This is a genomic window from Actinokineospora sp. UV203, from assembly GCF_056323665.1.
In genome coordinates this window covers 6382764-6399373 of record NZ_CM150484.1, presented here as the reverse complement: position 1 = coordinate 6399373, position 16610 = coordinate 6382764, and the positions used below count along the sequence as shown (strand labels likewise).

The following is a 16610-nucleotide window of genomic DNA, read 5'->3' as shown; positions in this document are numbered from 1 at the left end:
GCCTGGGGGGTGCTCCAAACCGGACACGGGGACCTAAGACGGCCGCCAAGGTGTCCCTGCGAAACGCCCGATCAGCGACCACCAACAACGGTACGCACGCCCCCTCCAAAGGTCACCAGACTGAGGGCCACGGCCCCACCGCCAGGCCGTCTACAGGCCGTCTAACGTCAGGACGCAACCGGTCGCAACAGGACACAACCGGCGTGAATCAGCAGGTCAACGCAAGTTCAGCGCGTAACGGTGCGAGGCCGCGCAACCCCCGCCATTTGTTGTTGCCGAACATCTGGCCGACGGGGAGTTCCGGTCCGCCCGCCGGGACGCCGACGTAGCCCACCCGGCCGCCCGGGCGCACCGAGTCGAGCGCCTGCTGCATGGATTCCTTGGTGCCGACGCATTCCAGGACCGCGTCCGCGCCGATGCCGCCCAGCAGCTCGATCACCTTCGCGGCACCCTCGGCGCCGCGCTCGGTGACGATGTCGGTGGCGCCGAACTCCTTCGCCACCCGCTGCCGGGCGTCGTGCCGGGACATGACGATGATCCGTTCGGCGCCCAGGCGGTGGGCGGCGAGGACCGCGCACAGGCCGACCGCGCCGTCGCCGACGACGGCCACGGTGTCGCCCGGCCCGACGCCCGCGGCGATCGCGGCGTGGTGGCCGGTGCCCATGACGTCGGACAGCGTCAGCACGCTCGACAGCAGGCTCTCGTCGGGCACACCGGGGGTGGCGACGAGGGTGCCGTCGGCGAACGGGGACACGACGTACTGCGCCTGCGCGCCGTCGATCGGGTTGCCCGCCTTGTCGGTGCTGCCCCAGTAGCCGCCGCGGGCGCACGAGGTGTAGACGCCGTTGCGGCAGTGCACGCAGTCGCCGTCGCTGACCGCGAAGGGAGCGATCACGAAGTCGCCCGCCTTGACCGTGCGGACCTCCGAGCCGACCTCCTCGACGATACCGACGAACTCGTGGCCGATCCGGCGCGGCTTCTCCGTCGGCGAGACACCGCGGTAGCCCCACAGGTCCGACCCGCAGACGCAGGCCGCGACAACGCGGACAACGGCGTCGGTCGGGTCGCGCAGGGCGGGGTCGGGCACGTCCTCGAGCCGGATGTCACCAGCACCATGCAGGACCGTCGCACGCATGTATCCGAACTCCTATCGGCCGAGGACCCGGCGCAGCGCGCCGAGGACGAGTTCCACCCGGTCGAGCCGGGCGTTGTGGCCCATCAACCCGATGCGCCACACACTGGTGGCGAACGCGCCTGCCCCCGCGCCTATTTCCAGGTTGTACTCCGAGAGCAGAATGTGCCGGACCTTGGCGGAATCCACGCCGTCCGGGACACGCACGGTCGTCAGCTCCGGCAGCCGGTGGCCTTCGGCGGCGAACAGCTCCAGACCAAGTTCGCCGAGGCCTTCCCGCAGCCGCTCCCCCGCGACCCGGTGCCGCTCCCAGACCGCCTCCAGCCCTTCCTCCAGCACCCGGCCGAGCGCGGCGTGCAAGGAGGCGATCATGGCCACCGGCGCGGTGTGGTGGTAGGTGCGGCCACCGTTGCTCCCGTCGACGTAATCGCCGATCAGGTTCAAGTCCAAATACCAGGTAGGCGGCTTCGGCAGGCGCCGCTCCCACGCACGCTCGGACACCGTGAACGGCGCCAGACCCGGCGCGACGCCGAGGCATTTCTGGGTGCCGGAGTACGCGATGTCCACGCCCCAGTGGTCGACGCTGACCGGGATACCGGCCAGCGAGGTCACGCAGTCGGCGACCACGAGCGCGCCCGGGTCACGTGTGTGCGCGGCGACCGCGAGGGCGCCGATGTCGCTGCGGACACCGGTCGAGGTCTCCGCGTGCACCGCCGCGACGACCTTGGGCGCGGGGTGCGCGGCGAGGACGCGCTCGACGTCGATGGGCTGTCCCCACTCGTGATCGACCCGCACGACTTCGCCGCCGTAGCGCCCGGCGACGTCGACCATCCGCTCGCCGAAGAGTCCGTTCACCGCCACCACGACCACGTCGCCGGGCCGCACGAAGTTCGCGAACGCGGCCTCCATGCCGATCGAGCCGGTGCCCGACAGCGGCAGGGTGCGGGCGTTCTCCGTGCCCCACACAACCCGCAGGCGCGCGCACGTCTCGTCGAGCACGCGCAGGAACTCCGGGTCGAGGTGGCCGAGCAGCGGCGTGCCGAGCGCGGCGGTCGCCTCCGGATACGGGTTCGACGGTCCGGGTCCGAGCAGTACGCGGTCAACCAGTGCCATGCCCTGGACTTTACGGACGGACCGGGGCTTCCGCCGGTACGGGCCCACTGGGTTCGGCGCGGCCCAGCATCGACCGAACCATGATCCCCACGGCGTAGGGCACCAGGTCGCGCCCGCGCCGCCACAGCCACGGGATCCCCTTGATGATCAGCCAGGCGAAGTGCTCGACCTTGTTGGCGGGCCTGCCGCCCTCGCAGACCAGGCTGACCGGGTTCGGCACCGCGCAGCCCGCGGCGGCCAGCAGGTCGCCGAAACCGGCGGCGAGCATGCGGTGGCCCAGTTCGGAGGGGTGCAGGCGGTCGACCGCCCAGACATCGGGGCCGTACGCGTCGGGCATGCGGTCGAGGTCCAGGCACGGGGCGCCGGTCTCGGCGACGACCTCGTCGATCACCTTGTTGAGACGGTCGATGCGGTCCTTGAGGGCGCGGCGCAGCGAACCGGGGAGGCGGAAGACGCGGCTGTGGTCGTGGTAGCGGGCCAGCAGGACCATCGCGCCCTGAGCGTTGAGCGCGGTCACCACACGGGTGAGGTGTGCGCGCATCTGCTTCGGGTCGAAGTCCGAGCGGAGAGTGTCGTTCATGCCCGCGATCACGATCGCCGTGTCAGGGCGGGTCTTGAGGGCTTCGGGGAGTTGCCGGTTGTGGACGCAGGCTATGCGGGCACCGGTGAAGGAGAAGTTCTCCACTTGGGCGCCCAGGGCTTTGCCTAGGAGGGGGCCGACGCCGCGCCAGCCGCCTCGCGGTAGTGGGTCGCCTACGCCGAACGTCGTCGAGTCACCGAGGACGGCGAGCCTGCTCGCCGTCCAAGCCGTGGAAATCGCCACCGCGGTCACGGGTCAACGATCAGGGTTGCGGGCACCCCCGGGGTGAGATCGCGGTGACCGCGGAAGGGCGTGTCAGCGAAGAATCGGGGTTGCCTGCTGGTTTGGCTGGTGGGTGTCAGGTCGGGTGGTGTCCTGGCGCTTTAGATGTCTCTATCGGAACGCTGGGTAGAGATCTAGGGTGCGGTCGCCGAACCTGGTCCGCATCGCGGCGGCCACTGCCTCGGCGTGGTCGACCACGGCACTTGCTCCTGCCCTCTTGGCTGCCTTCGCCAGGTCTGCCCAGCGGGCCACCAACACCTCGCTCTGGTGCGGGGTGTCGACCGCGCCTCCCGAGCCGAGTTGGTCGATGTCCGGGACGGTCAGGTACTGCCAGGTCGTGAGCCACACCCAGAACACCTGGGCGTCCAGCAACCTGGGCAGAAACACCTCGTCGTCGTCCAGGTCCGGCCACATGACTCGGACCTCGGCCCGCCAAGCGGCGAGCATGGCGTCGGTCATGCCGGGAGGTAGGGCGTAGGCGCACCAGCAGGACGGGAACGGCACCGTCAGGTATGCCGCGTCGAACATCATGTTTCGGACGCAGCCGCCCTCGAAGTCGAGGAAACGCACGCCGCGGTTGGTGATCAGGTTGTTGTCGGGGCAGGAGTCCGACGGGCTGAACGCGCGGTGCCTGTTGTTGTCCAGCAACGCCACGGTGCCCTGGGCGAACTCGGCGGCCGCGGCGCTTGTCTCGATGCCGAACTCGCTTGCCAGCAACGCGGGCAAAGCCGCGACGGCGGTGGGGCCGTGTTCGGCGAGGGGGTCCTTGGCGCTGGGTGGGCTCTGCCTGCGCAGCAGGGCGTCGAAGTCGGCTTCGCGGCCCGCCGTCGTGGCGTGCAGGCGGCCCAGTGAGCGGGCCCAGGACAGCAGCGCGCCCTCGGCGGCGCGCGCGTCGGTGCCGTGCAACTTGCCCGCGAGAGTCGGGGCGCGGCCCAGGTCTTCCATGACCAGCAGGCGGGTGTCGCCGTCGTGGGCGAACAGTTCCGGGCACATGCGGTCTTCGGCGGTCAACGCTGTGAAGAGCTGATAGCTCACGGCTTCGCGGATCCAGCTGTCGCGCGGGGTGGTGCCCGGCGGCTGGACGTAGCGCTTGACGGCGAGGGTGCGTGGGAGGGAGAAGGGGCTCGACGCCACCTTCACGCGTAAGACGATGGAGCGTTCACTGCCGCCGAGGTCCTCCGGTTCGCCGAGCTGGATCCGGGCCCCGAACCGCTTGGTGAGCACTGATTCCGCTGCGACGACAGTCGCCAGTACCTCCGCCTGCTGGTCCGGTGACGTCACGGTTTCGTTCGTCTCCGGTGGGTCGGCGGCGATCTCCACACTCATCTCCTCTGACCCTACTCCCGATCGTAGGTCCCCAAGATCGGGCCTTGGGTGTCCCCGAGGACCGTAGTGGTACGCGACGATCCAGAGGGAGGGGGCGGTCGAGAAATCACGGCACGAAGCCAGAACGGGTGTCGTGCTCCCAGACCGTGAGACCTAGGTTTGAAACTCAGCCAGGCGATAACGGGCGTGCCGCGTCGTTGGCGAATCGCCTGCTCCGGCGCACCATCAGCACCGCCGAAGCGGCGACCACGATGCCCAGCAGGTTGATCGTCAGCTGACCGGCCGAGTCCAACACCTTCTGCCATTCGCCGAGGATCGCGGCGACGGCGATGTAGCCCGCGGCGGGCACAGTGGTGACCGAGATGAACACACCGACCAGGGCCGCGGACTTCGCCGAGGTCATCGACAGCATGCCCGCGGCGCCCGCCAGCACGGCCACGATCAGCGACCACGGCCCGACCTCGTAGACGAAGTCGACCTGATGATCGCCGACGATGACGCTCGCGTCGAACAGCCCGGCCGTCCAGCCCAGCCAGGTGCCGCCCGCGGTGACCGCGATGGCCACCAGGAAACCCAGACCCAGCGCCAGGCTCGCGCGCCGCACGAGGTCCCAGCGCCCCCGGACCAGCCCGACGGCGACCGCGGCGAGCGGTCCGAACTCCGGCCCGACCACCATCGCGCCGACGATCGTGATCGGCGAATCGGTGATCACGCCGACCGCGGCCAGCAGGCACGCGATGATGAGAAAGGCCAGGTAGGTGGCGTTGAGGCGGGACTCCTCGCCCGTCCGCGAGATGAGTTCCTCCCACACCACCGCGTCCGCCGCCTCGCCGGGAGCTTCGCGCTCGGCGAGGTCGGCGGCGTCGGACATCGCGGTGTCGATCTGCTCAAGGGTGATGCCCCCGCTGTGGTCGATGCCCAGTGAACACAGCGCGGCGAGGATCTCGTCGGCGGCCTCGCGGGCGACGTCGGCTTCGATGACGTCGCCCGCGGGCTGGACCGCGGCGCCCGGGAACAGCACGACATGGGTCGCACCGACATGCGTGCAGAGCAAGTCGAGCGCGGCCGTGCGATTTTCGGGCGGACACACCACCCGCAGGTGGAGCACTTACGCCTCTTCGGGCTTGGGTTCCACCTTGGCGGGCTTGAAGTCGACGCCCGCCTCCTTGCGCTGTTCCGGGGTGATCGGCGCGGGCGCGGCCGTCAGCGGGTCGTAGCCGCCGCCGGACTTCGGGAACGCGATGACCTCGCGGATCGACGGCTCGCCTGCGAGCAGGGCCACGATGCGGTCCCAGCCGTAGGCGATGCCGCCGTGCGGGGGCGGGCCGTAGGCGAAGGCGTCGAGCAGGAAGCCGAACTTCTCCCGCGCGTCCTCCTCGCTGATGCCCATCATCTTGAAGACGCGCTCCTGCACGGCCTTGCTGTGGATACGGATCGAGCCGCCGCCGATCTCGTTGCCGTTGCAGACCATGTCGTAGGCGTAGGCCAGGGCGTTGCCCGGGTCTTCCTCGAACCGGTCGATCCACTCGGGGTTCGGCGAGGTGAAGGCGTGGTGCACGGCGGTCCACTGGCCGGAGCCGACGGCGACGTCACCGGCGCTGACCGCGGCGGAGGCCTCCTCGAACAGCGGGGCGTCGACGACCCAGACGAACGACCAGGCGGACTCGTCGATCAGGCCGCAGCGCTTGCCGATCTCCAGGCGGGCGGCGCCCAGCAGGGCCCGCGCCTCGGACTTGACGCCCGCGCCGAAGAAGACGCAGTCGCCCGGCTCGGCGCCCGCGGCCTTGGCCAGACCCTCGCGCTCGGCGTCGGACAGGTTCTTGGCGACCGGGCCGCCGAGCGTGCCGTCCTCGTTGACCAGCACGTAGCCCAGGCCGCGGGCGCCGCGCTGCTTGGCCCACTCCTGCCAGGCGTCGAGCTGCTTGCGGGGTTGGCTCGCGCCACCGGGCATGACCACGGAGCCGACGTAGGGCGCCTGGAACACACGGAACGGGGTGTCGGCGAAGAACTCGGTCAGCTCGGTGAGTTCGAGGTCGAAGCGCAGGTCTGGCTTGTCGGTGCCGTAGCGGGCCATCGACTCCAGGTACGGGATGCGCTGGATGGGCTTGGGGATCTCGTAGTCCGCCAGCTCCTTCCACAGCGCGGAGATGATGCGCTCGCCGAGGGCGATGACGTCGTCCTGCTCGACGAAGGACATCTCGATGTCGAGCTGGGTGAACTCGGGCTGGCGGTCGGCGCGGAAGTCCTCGTCGCGGTAGCAGCGGGCGAGTTGGTAGTACCGCTCCATGCCGCCGACCATGAGCAGCTGCTTGAACAGCTGCGGGGACTGCGGCAGCGCGTACCAGGAGCCGGGGGCCAACCGGGCCGGGACCAGGAAGTCGCGGGCGCCCTCAGGGGTGGAGCGGGTCAGCGTCGGGGTCTCGATCTCGAGGAAGTTCTCCTCGTGCAGGACCGTGCGCGCGATGCGGTTGGCCTCGCTGCGCATGCGCATCGCGCGGGCCGGGGCGCTGCGGCGCAGGTCGAGGTAGCGGTGGCGCAGGCGCACCTCTTCGCCGACAGTGACGTTGTCGTCGAGCGGGAAGGGCAGCGGGGCGGACTCGCTGAGGACCACGAGTTCGGTGGCGAGGACCTCGATGGCGCCGGTCGGCAGCTCCGGGTTGTCGTTGCCCTCGGGGCGCGCGGCGACCTCGCCGACGACCTTGACGCAGAACTCGGCGCGCAGGCGGTGGGCGCGCTCGGCCATCTCGCCCTCGCGGAAGACGACCTGGGCCACGCCGGAGCCGTCGCGGAGATCGATGAAGATCACGCCGCCGTGATCGCGCCTGCGGGCCACCCAGCCGCTCAGGGTGATGGTCTGCCCAGCGTGCTCGGCGCGGAGTGTTCCGGCCTCGTGCGTGCGGATCACGGGTGACGCGCTCCTGTCCAGATGGTGGGACGCCGCCAGGCGAATTTTCGACCGGGGCAACATGTGTAGAGGTCAGGCTAGCCAATGGACGCCTGGTTCTGTCGAGCAGGTTTCCACCTGGGACTTGACTGCCTTAGCAGTCAACAGAGCGCCATGGGGCGCGACCATCGTAGTCAACCGTTCGGTGGCAGACATTGGCCCATTTGGGGGCATAGCAGTAGGGCCGATAGGGCTATCTGGTCACTGAAGGCAGCGAAACGGTTACCCACGAATTAACACTGTGGCTACCCATAGGGACGCCTACGACGTACTGTGACCGTCAGGGCGTAAGGGGTAACCCAGGGAGTGAACATGGGTAGCGGTATCACCCGCGAGCCAGTTCGTGAACTTCACCAGAACGGGAGTGTCCGCCATGCGATGACGGCCGAGCCGGATTCTTTGGCGGCTGACGCGTTCCCCATGGCACTGCGGTCTGCGATCCAGGCCAGCGGTCTCAGTCTGGACCGTATTCAGTACCGACTGCGGGCACGCGGCGTCTCGATCAGCGTGACGGCACTGAGCTACTGGCAGTCGGGAAGACGCAGGCCAGAGCGCGCCGAGTCACTCGCGGCGCTCGGCCATCTCGAAGACGTGCTGTGCGTGCCGACCGGGTCGCTTATCGCCCTGCTCGGACCGCCCCGCCCGCGCGGCAGAGTCAACCGCGAGTCGTCGCGGCTGACCGTCGAGGCACTGTGGGGCAACAGCGAGCCCGTCTCGCAGCTGCTCAAGCGCATCGACTTCACGACCGACGCCGCCATGACCAAACTCAGCCAGCACGACCGCATGGTGATCGCGGCCGACCGCGGCGAGAAGTCGATCAACATCCGCCAGGTCTTCCGCGCCGAACACGACGGCGCGGACCGGACCGTGATGGTCTACGACCTCGAACGGCCCGGCAGGCCGTTCCCGACGATCACCGCGGGCGAGAGCTGCCGACTGGGCCGATCCGCCCAGGACGCGGGCGCCGGCCTGGTCGCCGCGGAATTCCTGCTGGACCAGCCGCTGAGCCGCGGTGAGACGGCGATCGTCGAATACGAGCTGAAGCACCCCGGCCCGCCGTACTCGCGCGGCGACGACAGCTACTGCCGCAAGTTCACCACGCCGGTTCGAGAGTTCGTTCTGGAACTGCGCTTCGACCCGTCGGCACTGCCCGCGTACCTCGAGCAGTACACCGTCGACGGCGACGACCAGGTGACGAATCGGCGCAAGCTGGAGTGCACACCGGACGGGAAGGCGCACACGGTGGCTCTGGACTTCGGTCCGGGGATCCTGTGCGTCCGCTGGGAGTGGCCCGACTAGGGCTAGTCCGCCTCCCCGAATTTGTCTTGGGGTCACCTGGCGCTTTGCGGGCCGAGGGCATTGCCTCGGCCCGCTATGACTCGTCGGCCTGCCCTCTTCCTCCCTAAGCGAGGGTCAGCGCCAGGTCGCCACGTCGAGGGTGAAGACCGCCGTGCCTGACTGGCCGCGGGCGTTGGTGGCGGAGACGGTGATGGGGTGCCGCCCGGGTGGGGTGTCGGGGGCGGTGAAGATCCAGACCACCGCGCGGCCACCCTCATAAACCACTGTGGGGCTGAAGGTTACGCGCGATCCCGCGGGGGCGTCCCGCACGGCTAAGCGCACCGCTCCCCCGCCGGTCACCGTCACGCGGGTTTGGGCGGCGAAGCCCGCCTGGGCGGTTTCGGTGGCCGGGTTGAGCCACACTCGCGCGCCGCCTGGTTCGCGTTCCGGGGCGGTGATGGTCAGGGAGAAGAAGCAGCCTGCGACTTCCCCGTCGATGTTCGTCCCCATGACGGTGACCGGGTGGATTCCGCCGGGTGTCCAGCTTCCGCAGACCAGGGTGAGCCGGGATGACCCGCCCGCCGCCAGAAGCGGGGGCGAGAAGGTCGCGGACACCCCGCCGGGCAGGCCGAGCGCGGCCATCGTGAGTGTCTGCGGGCGCGAGCCCGGCGTTGTGCCGATGACCACGGTGGTGCTGTCGTGCGCGTCCACCTTCGCCGACAGGGAGTCGACGGACACGGCGAAGTCGCCCCGGGTGACGTGGGTGGGGAAGATCGACACTGGCGGGTCTCCTGGGCTGAGGGAGACCCACGATCGGGGCGGGCGGCCCGCTGAACAATCCGTACCCCAACAGGTACGGGTACGGATTGTTTGATCAACACCTCTCCGCGCGCCACCACCCGCACGCTTTCCGTCCGATCATGGCCTGCCGGTCAGAGCAGGGTCAGCTGCTCCTGGACCAACGGCGCCTCCGCCCGCGAGGGCAGGCTGCCGCGCGGCCAGGAAGGGGCGACCGGGTCTCGGCCGGCGAAGCCGTGTGCGCGCAGGAGCGGGCCGACTCGGGTGTCGAGCGCGCGGCGGTAGGCGAGGTCTGCGGTGCTTCTTGTCCCGTAGATACGTCGGTACAACGGGACCAGCGCCGGATGATCACGTGCCAGCCACTTCGCGAACCATTCCTTCGCGCCTGGGCGTAGATGCAAAGGAAGCACTGTCACCCCCGTTGCTCCCGCCGCGGCGATCTCGGCGAGGAGGGAATCGAGCTGTTCCCTGGAGTCGGTGAGGCCCGGGAGGACCGGGGCCACGAAGACCGCGCAGGGCAAACCGGCGTCGGTGATTCGGCGGACCAACTCGAGTCGGGCCTGCGGGGAGGCGGTGCCGGGTTCGAGTCCGCGCTGCAGTTCGCGGTCGAGCAGGGCGATGGAGACACCGACGCCGACCGCGACGTCGGAACTGACCGCCGTGAGCAGCGGCAGGTCTCGGGACAAGACCGTGCCCTTGGTCAGGATGGAGAACGGCGTCCCCGTGTCGGCCAGCGCGCGGATGATCCCGGGCATCAGCCCGTAGCGGCCCTCGGCGCGCTGGTAGGGATCGGTGTTCGTGCCCATGGCGACGCGTTCGCGGGTCCAGCGCGGCGCGCGGAGCTGTTTGGCGAGCACCTCGGCGGCGTTGACTTTGACCACGATCTGGCTGTCGAAGTCGTGGCCCGCGTCGAGATCGAGATAGTTGTGGCTGGCGCGGGCAAAACAGTTGTGGCTGACGACGCCGTCGGCGATGAAGTCTCCGGTGCCGGTGGTGATGTCGAACAGCGGCAGGTCGATGCCCAGCGCCTGGATCTCGACCACGCCCAGGCGGGCCGCGGATTTGATCGCGGCGTCGTCGATCGTGCGCTTGGCCGCGACGGCCGGGCCGATGGTGTGGAACAGCCGCAGGTGCTCGGCGAGTCCACCGTCGACGCGCACACAGCAGCGGCCCTCGGGGGCCCTGCGCTCCTCCACCGCGTGTTGGAAACCGAAGTGCGCCAACGCTTCGAGGACCGCGGCGGCGGCCTTCGCGCCGAGGTTGCGGAACCGGACGATCCGGTTGGCGAAGGTGCCGTCGCTGTCGAACACGCCCGCCAGCAGGCCTTTGCGCCACTCGTCGGTCGGCGCTTGCGGCCACGGGACCGGCAGGCTCTGCGCCAGGTCGCCGGTCAGGTACTCGGCGACGCGCGCGTGGATCTCGTCGGCGGGCGCTCCCCCGCCGTCGCCGCGGGCGATTCCGCACAAGTAGCCGCGGCGGTAGTCGGCGGTGTCCTTGGGCGGCGCGGCGAAGCGGCCGGTGCCCATGAGCTTGTTGCCCGCCGTCAGGTGCGGGCGCCTGCCCGGGCCCGCGACCGTCCCGGTGACATGTTTCCAGCCGCGTTCGGTGAGGAACCGGTGGTCGCCGCTCGCGATCAGGGAGGTGCCGTCCTCCAACGTGACCCGGTAGGCGGGTTTGACCGTGGACCAGTGGTCGCGCACCTCGGTCGGCACGTAGTGCCGGTAGCTGCCCCGGCGTTGCGTGCCGTAGACGCGGTCGCCCACGCGCAGCGCCGAGATGGGCTTCGTGGAGCCGTCGGCCATCAGGATCGGGGTGTCGCCGTGCAGGCAGTAGCCGCACGCGTGCGAACACCCGCGGTACGGGTTGACCGTCCACTGGAACGGCATCGGCGAGCCACCCGGCACCCGGTTGAGCACGGACTTGGCCAGCACCTCGTGGAAGACCATGCCCGCGAACTCCGGCGTCCGCACGCTGCGCACCAGACCGGGCAGGCCGGGAAGTGCCTGCTCGTCCGCACTACCGACCCGCTGCCCATCCCATCGCACGACCTTAGTCGAACACATGTTCGAACACGGTGTCAACGACCCGATCGGTGGTTTACAAAAACTCACCCCTTGTCAAATCTGTTTTACAAAAGCTATGGTTTTGTCCAATCAACATCCGGGAGGCGAGGGCAATGAGGCCAGGACAGGACACCGGGACCGTTTCGCAGAGCTCGACCGAGACGTGGACCGACCGCAAGCGCTACCTCTGGCTGATCGGCCTGGTGGTGCCGTCGCTGGCGTTCCTCGCGATCGGCTTGCACCAGGTCACCGACTGGGCGGTGTGGCTGTGGCTGGGGCCGGTGGTGATCCTGGTGATCGTCCCCGCGATCGACCTCATCGCCGGTCTGGACCGGTCGAACCCGCCGGACGACGTGATCGACGCGCTGGAGAAGGACAAGTACTACCGCTGGATCACCTACGCGTTCCTGCCGATCCAGTACGCGGGCTTCATCACCGCGTTCTCCCTGATCGGCGGGGACAGCCTGTCGGTGGTCGAGAAGGTCGGCCTGGCCATCTCCATCGGCTGCATCGGCGGGATCGGCATCAACACCGCCCACGAACTCGGCCACAAGAAGGAGAGCCACGAGCGCTGGCTGTCCAAGATCGCCCTGGCGCAGAGCTTCTACGGCCACTTCTACATCGAGCACAACCGCGGCCACCACGTGCGGGTCGCGACGCCGGAGGACCCGGCCAGCAGCCGGATGGGCGAGAACCTCTACCAGTTCTGGCCGCGCACGGTCTTCGGCTCGGTGAAGAGCGCCTGGCACCTGGAGAAGAAGCGCTACGCCCGCCGCGACCAGCACCCGTTCCGCCTGGGCAACGACGTGCTCAACGCCTGGTTGATGTCCGCGGCGCTGTGGGGCGCGATGATCATCGCCTTCGGCGTCGGGATCCTGCCGTACCTGCTCATCCAGGCCGTGGTCGGGTTCTCGCTGCTGGAGGTCGTCAACTACCTGGAGCACTACGGGATGCTGCGGGAGCAGGTCGGCCCACCGGACCGCCGACGCTACGAGCGCGTGGCCCCGAGCCACAGCTGGAACTCCAACAACATCGCCACCAACGTGCTGCTTTATCACCTGCAGCGGCACAGCGACCACCACGCGAACCCGACGCGGCGCTACCAGACGCTGCGCGACTTCGAGGAGTCCCCGGTGCTGCCGACCGGCTACGCGGGCATGATCGTGCTCGCCATGGTCCCGCCCGTGTGGCGGCGGGTCATGGACCCGCGGGTGGTCGCGCACTTCGGCGGCGACCTCACCAAGGCGAACATCGCGCCTCGCAAGCGCGACAAGATCCTGGCCAAATACGGCACGGCCGCCACGTCGACCACGGAGGGCCGCGCGGACACCGATGTGGATCAGGTCCGCACACCCGCGAACCTGATCCACGTCGGCCAGTGCCCGGGCTGCGACTACGTCTACGACGAAGCTGTCGGCGACCCGCGCGAAGGCTTCCCCGCGGGCACGCCGTGGAGCTCGGTGCCGGACAACTGGTGCTGCCCGGACTGCGGTGTGCGGGAGAAGATCGACTTCCGGCCGGTGACGAAGGTGGGCGTGTGATGCGGATCGTGGCCGACCGAGCCCGCTGCGAGGGCCTGGGCATGTGCGAGGCGATGGCGCCGGACTTCTTCGAGGTCGGCGACGACGGGACCGTGACGGTCCTCGACGGGACTCCTGGCGAGGAGCACCGCACAGCGGTGCTCGCCGCGGTGGACGCCTGCCCGGTCCTCGCCCTGAGCCTGGACGGCTGACCCGTGGACCTCGTCGTGGTCGGTGCCTCGCTCGCGGGGCTGCGCGCGGTGGAGTCGGCCCGCCGGGCGGGGCACACCGGACCGATCACGCTGATCGGCGCGGAACCGCACCTGCCCTATGACCGGCCGCCGCTGTCCAAGGCGTTCCTCGGCACCGACGGCCCGACGGAGGTCCGGCCGTTCCGCGGCGAGGCCGAGCTGCGCGACGAGCTGGGCGTGCGGCTGCTGCTCGGCACGCCCGCGCAAACGCTCGACACGGTCGCCTGCGAGGTGTCGGTCGGGCGGCGGACGATCCCGTACGACGCGGTGATCATCGCGACCGGCGCGTCCCCGCGGCCGTTCCCGGGCACGTCCGGTGTCGCGGGGGTGCACCAGCTGCGCACCGCGGACGACGCCGTGGCGATCCGGTCGGCGCTCGACCGGGGTGCGCGGACGGTTGTGGTCGGCGCGGGTTTCATCGGCTCCGAGGTGGCCTCGGCGGCTCGGGCGCGCGGGCACGAGGTGACCGTCGTGGAGGCGGCGTCGCTGCCCCTGAGCCGGTCGATCGGAGTCGACGCGGGCACGGTGTGCGCGGACCTGCATCGCGCGAACGGGACGGACCTGCGGCTGGGCGTCGGCGTCGCGGCCATCGAGTCGGCCGACGGTCGGGTGACCGGTGTCCGGCTGGACGACGGGACCGTGCTGGGAGCCGACCTGGTCGTGGTCGGGACCGGCGTGGCACCCGCGACCGGGTGGCTGCGCGGAAGTGGCGTGCCCCTGCACGAACGCGACGGCGGCGTGCTCTGCGACGAGACGCTGTGGACCGGCGTGCCGGGCGTGTACGCGGCGGGCGACGTCGCGCACGTCCCCAACCCGCTCTTCGACGGCGACCTCATGCGACTCGAACACTGGACCAACGCCGCGGAGCAGGGCGCGGCCGCCGCCCGGCACGCCCTTGACCCGGCGTCGGCGCGTGGGCTCGCGCCGGTCCCCTATTTCTGGTCGGACTGGTACGGCCACCGCATCCAGTTCGTCGGCACCCCGGAGTGCGACGAGGTCCGCGTGGTGGACACCGATACGTTCACGGCTCTCTATCGCCGGGGGGACCGGATCGTGGGTGCGCTGACAGTTGACCGTCCGCGCGAGGTGATGAAGTTCCGCAAGCGAATCGCCGGGCGCGGCGACTGGTCGGAGGCGCTCGCATTCAGCGCTCGGGAAGGTGCCGCCTAGCATGAACGTCGTGACGATGGCCGAATCGACCGACGTCGCGGCCGGTGGCCCGCAGCGACAGCGCATCATCGCCGCCGCGGCCGCCCTCACCACCCGGTCGGGCTGGGCGTCGGTGACGATGTCGCGGCTCGCCGACGAGGTCGGGGTGAGCCGTCAGACGGTGTACAACGAGATCGGGACCAAGCCCGCCCTGGCCAAGGCCATGGTGCTCGACGAGCTGGGGCGGTTCCTCGCGGTCGTCGACCGGGCGTTCGACGACCACCCCGAGGACCTGATCGCCGCGATCACCGCGGCGGTGCGCGGCGTCCTCGAACTGGCCGAGGGCAACACCCTGTTGCGCGCCATCGTCTCCGCGACCCACGGCGCAGATACCGAACTGCTGCCGCTGCTGACCACCCACGCGGAGTCGCTGCTGAGCACCGCGAAGGCCGTCGTGGCCGACCGGATGCGGCCGTTCCGGCTCCCGTTCACCGCCTGGGAGTTCGACGCGGCGATCGACACGGTCGTGCGCGTGGTGCTCAGCCATGTCATGCAGCCTTCGGGCAGCCCGGAGGAAACCGCCGCCGACATCGCGTGGATCGCCCGGCGAGTGCTGTTCCCCTGATCCGCGGGTGCAGGCCAGTCCTGAGAGGATTGGGCGGTGGATGACTGGGAGACGCGGCCGATCCCGCGCGTGCGCGCGGACGACGAGCCGGAGCGCGCCTCCAGGGGCAGGCACACGGCGGGCCGTGGCCCCGAATCGGATGGCGCGGGCCGTCGCCGTCGCCGCGATCCCGATGACGACATCGCGGTAACCGGCCACGGGCATGGACACGGACCGGCCACCCCGGCTTCGGCGCCGGTGCGGCGGCTTCTCGCGTTTCTGGTGTCACCGTTCGCCTTGGCCGCGGTCATCGGGATGGTGCTGCTGTTCCCCACCGGCGACGGACCTGAGAGCGTCGGGTCCGGCCAAGAGCCGGTGCTCGGCACGGTGACCGCGGCGGAGGCCGGGCCGTGCCAGTTCGGCGGCGAACCGGGGACCGAGCCGAGCCCCGACCAATGCCTGACGGTCACGGTGAAGATGAGCGACGGGCAGGCCTCGGGCAGCGAGATCCGCACGGCCGTCCCGTTGGAACCGAGCACCCCGCGCTTCGCGGTGGGCGACGACGTCGTGCTCAGCTACGGCGGCGGCGACCCCCTCAGCGGCGGCTCCTACCAACTCGTCGACTTCCAGCGCGGCATGCCCCTCGCCGTGCTCGCCCTTCTGTTCGCCGCCGCGGTGTTGGTCCTCGGGCGTTGGCAGGGACTCAAGGCGCTGACCGGCTTGGGGCTGACGTTCGCGGTGCTGCTGCTGTTCGTGCTCCCGGCCATCCTCGGTGGGGAGAACCCGCTGCTGGTGGCGATCGCGGGCGCGGGCGTGATCATGTTCGCGGTCCTCTACCTGACCCACGGCTTCTCCGCGCGGACCACGACGGCGGTCTTGGGGACGATGGTCAGCCTGGCTCTTATCGGCGTACTGAGCGCTCTCTTCGCGGCGGCGTCACGGCTGACCGGCCTGGACGAGGAGACAGCGAACCTGGTGGGGGCACTGGGCACCGGCATAGACACTCGCGGGCTGCTGCTGGCGGGCATCGTGATCGGCGCCCTCGGCGTGCTCGACGATGTGACCGTCACCCAGACCAGTGCGGTGTGGGAGCTACGGGCGGCGAACCCGACCTTGACGTGGCGGGAGCTCTACGCGGCGGGCCTGCGGATCGGCCGCGACCACGTGTCATCGGCGGTCAACACCCTGGTGATGGCCTACGCGGGCGCGGCTCTGCCGGTGCTGCTGTACTCGTCGCTGTCGGACGTGGGCCTGGGCGCGCTGCTGGGGTCGCAGTCGATCGCGCAGGAGATCGTGCGGACGCTGGTGGGCAGCATCGGCTTGGTGGCGGCGGTGCCGGTCACGACGGCGTTGGCCGCGTTGGTGGCGGTGCGGGAGGACTAGGGCGTTCGGCGCCTGCCACAGTGGCGGGCCGAAGCAGAGCACTGGCCCCGAGCACCTCGACGCCGAGCAGACGGCCGTCCCGGGTCGAGCTCGAGGATGATCTCGCCCAACCGAATCCGATCACTCTCGACAATGACTTGGGTCGTGGCCTCGCCGTGCCCGACTTCCTCGACGATTTCGACGTAGG

At 70.1% G+C, this 16610-nt stretch carries 14 protein-coding genes; 6 read left to right on the top strand and 8 right to left on the bottom strand.

Annotated elements, in window-relative coordinates:
- Window positions 1-208 precede the first annotated feature (208 nt).
- The 6 genes from ACUZ2Y_RS30780 to aspS form a co-directional block, all read right to left on the bottom strand.
- The gene (locus ACUZ2Y_RS30780) at window positions 209-1135 is read right to left on the bottom strand and encodes a zinc-binding dehydrogenase (RefSeq protein ID WP_476325480.1); all 927 of its coding nucleotides are present in this window, start codon (window positions 1133-1135) and stop codon (window positions 209-211) included.
- Window positions 1136-1147: 12 nt separating this feature from the next.
- Window positions 1148-2245: a pyridoxal-phosphate-dependent aminotransferase family protein gene (locus ACUZ2Y_RS30775; protein ID WP_476325478.1), complete on the bottom strand. Its 1098-nt coding sequence runs from the start codon at window positions 2243-2245 to the stop codon at window positions 1148-1150.
- Between the two features lie 10 nt (window positions 2246-2255).
- The gene (locus ACUZ2Y_RS30770; RefSeq protein ID WP_476325476.1) at window positions 2256-3077 is read right to left on the bottom strand and encodes an SGNH/GDSL hydrolase family protein; all 822 of its coding nucleotides are present in this window, start codon (window positions 3075-3077) and stop codon (window positions 2256-2258) included.
- Between the two features lie 141 nt (window positions 3078-3218).
- A complete protein-coding gene (locus tag ACUZ2Y_RS30765; RefSeq protein WP_476325474.1) occupies window positions 3219-4433 on the bottom strand; it encodes a hypothetical protein in 1215 nt (404 codons plus the stop codon).
- 166 nt (window positions 4434-4599) lie between these two features.
- On the bottom strand, window positions 4600-5541 hold the full coding sequence (locus tag ACUZ2Y_RS30760; protein ID WP_476325472.1) for a DUF389 domain-containing protein: 942 nt from the start codon (window positions 5539-5541) through the stop codon (window positions 4600-4602).
- On the bottom strand, window positions 5542-7338 hold the full coding sequence (gene aspS / locus ACUZ2Y_RS30755; protein WP_476325470.1) for an aspartate--tRNA ligase: 1797 nt from the start codon (window positions 7336-7338) through the stop codon (window positions 5542-5544). It lies immediately after the preceding gene.
- A 459-nt stretch (window positions 7339-7797) separates the two neighbouring features.
- Here aspS and ACUZ2Y_RS30750 point away from each other — a divergent pair, with 459 nt between their 5' ends.
- On the top strand, window positions 7798-8676 hold the full coding sequence (locus ACUZ2Y_RS30750) for a hypothetical protein (RefSeq protein WP_476325468.1): 879 nt from the start codon (window positions 7798-7800) through the stop codon (window positions 8674-8676).
- 114 nt (window positions 8677-8790) lie between these two features.
- On the opposite strand, the gene ACUZ2Y_RS30745 is transcribed toward ACUZ2Y_RS30750, so the two are convergent.
- A complete protein-coding gene (locus ACUZ2Y_RS30745; protein WP_476325466.1) occupies window positions 8791-9435 on the bottom strand; it encodes a hypothetical protein in 645 nt (214 codons plus the stop codon).
- A gap of 152 nt (window positions 9436-9587) precedes the next feature.
- Window positions 9588-11498: an intein-containing Rv2578c family radical SAM protein gene (locus tag ACUZ2Y_RS30740; protein ID WP_476325464.1), complete on the bottom strand. Its 1911-nt coding sequence runs from the start codon at window positions 11496-11498 to the stop codon at window positions 9588-9590.
- 131 nt (window positions 11499-11629) lie between these two features.
- On the opposite strand from ACUZ2Y_RS30740, the gene ACUZ2Y_RS30735 reads away from it, so the two are divergent.
- Genes ACUZ2Y_RS30735 through ACUZ2Y_RS30715 form a run of 5 tightly spaced genes read left to right on the top strand, consistent with a single transcriptional unit; the run spans window position 11630 to window position 16423 of the window.
- Window positions 11630-13057 carry a fatty acid desaturase gene (locus tag ACUZ2Y_RS30735; protein ID WP_476325462.1) on the top strand — a complete coding sequence of 476 codons (1428 nt, stop codon included), beginning with the start codon at window positions 11630-11632 and terminating at the stop codon, window positions 13055-13057.
- Window positions 13057-13248, top strand: a complete 192-nt coding sequence (locus tag ACUZ2Y_RS30730; protein ID WP_476325460.1) for a ferredoxin — start codon at window positions 13057-13059, stop codon at window positions 13246-13248. Before ACUZ2Y_RS30735 ends, ACUZ2Y_RS30730 begins: the two co-directional genes overlap by 1 nt.
- Before the next feature lie 3 nt (window positions 13249-13251).
- On the top strand, window positions 13252-14457 hold the full coding sequence (locus ACUZ2Y_RS30725) for an NAD(P)/FAD-dependent oxidoreductase (RefSeq protein ID WP_476325458.1): 1206 nt from the start codon (window positions 13252-13254) through the stop codon (window positions 14455-14457).
- A 1-nt stretch (window position 14458) separates the two neighbouring features.
- Window positions 14459-15061: a TetR family transcriptional regulator gene (locus ACUZ2Y_RS30720; protein ID WP_476325456.1), complete on the top strand. Its 603-nt coding sequence runs from the start codon at window positions 14459-14461 to the stop codon at window positions 15059-15061.
- 36 nt (window positions 15062-15097) lie between these two features.
- Entirely contained in the window at window positions 15098-16423 is a 1326-nt protein-coding gene (locus ACUZ2Y_RS30715) for a YibE/F family protein (RefSeq protein WP_476325454.1), read from the top strand.
- Window positions 16424-16610 lie beyond the last annotated feature (187 nt).

Excerpts from the sequence above, each read along its gene's own strand:
- ACUZ2Y_RS30780 (WP_476325480.1), bottom strand. The coding sequence starts at position 1,135 with ATGCGTGCGACGGTCCTGCATGGTGCTGGTGACATCCGGCTCGAGGAC.
- ACUZ2Y_RS30735 (WP_476325462.1), top strand. The coding sequence starts at position 11,630 with ATGAGGCCAGGACAGGACACCGGGACCGTTTCGCAGAGCTCGACCGAG.
- ACUZ2Y_RS30720 (WP_476325456.1), top strand. The coding sequence starts at position 14,459 with ATGAACGTCGTGACGATGGCCGAATCGACCGACGTCGCGGCCGGTGGC.
- ACUZ2Y_RS30730 (WP_476325460.1), top strand. The coding sequence starts at position 13,057 with ATGCGGATCGTGGCCGACCGAGCCCGCTGCGAGGGCCTGGGCATGTGC.
- ACUZ2Y_RS30775 (WP_476325478.1), bottom strand. The coding sequence starts at position 2,245 with ATGGCACTGGTTGACCGCGTACTGCTCGGACCCGGACCGTCGAACCCG.
- ACUZ2Y_RS30750 (WP_476325468.1), top strand. The coding sequence starts at position 7,798 with ATGGCACTGCGGTCTGCGATCCAGGCCAGCGGTCTCAGTCTGGACCGT.
- ACUZ2Y_RS30765 (WP_476325474.1), bottom strand. The coding sequence starts at position 4,433 with ATGAGTGTGGAGATCGCCGCCGACCCACCGGAGACGAACGAAACCGTG.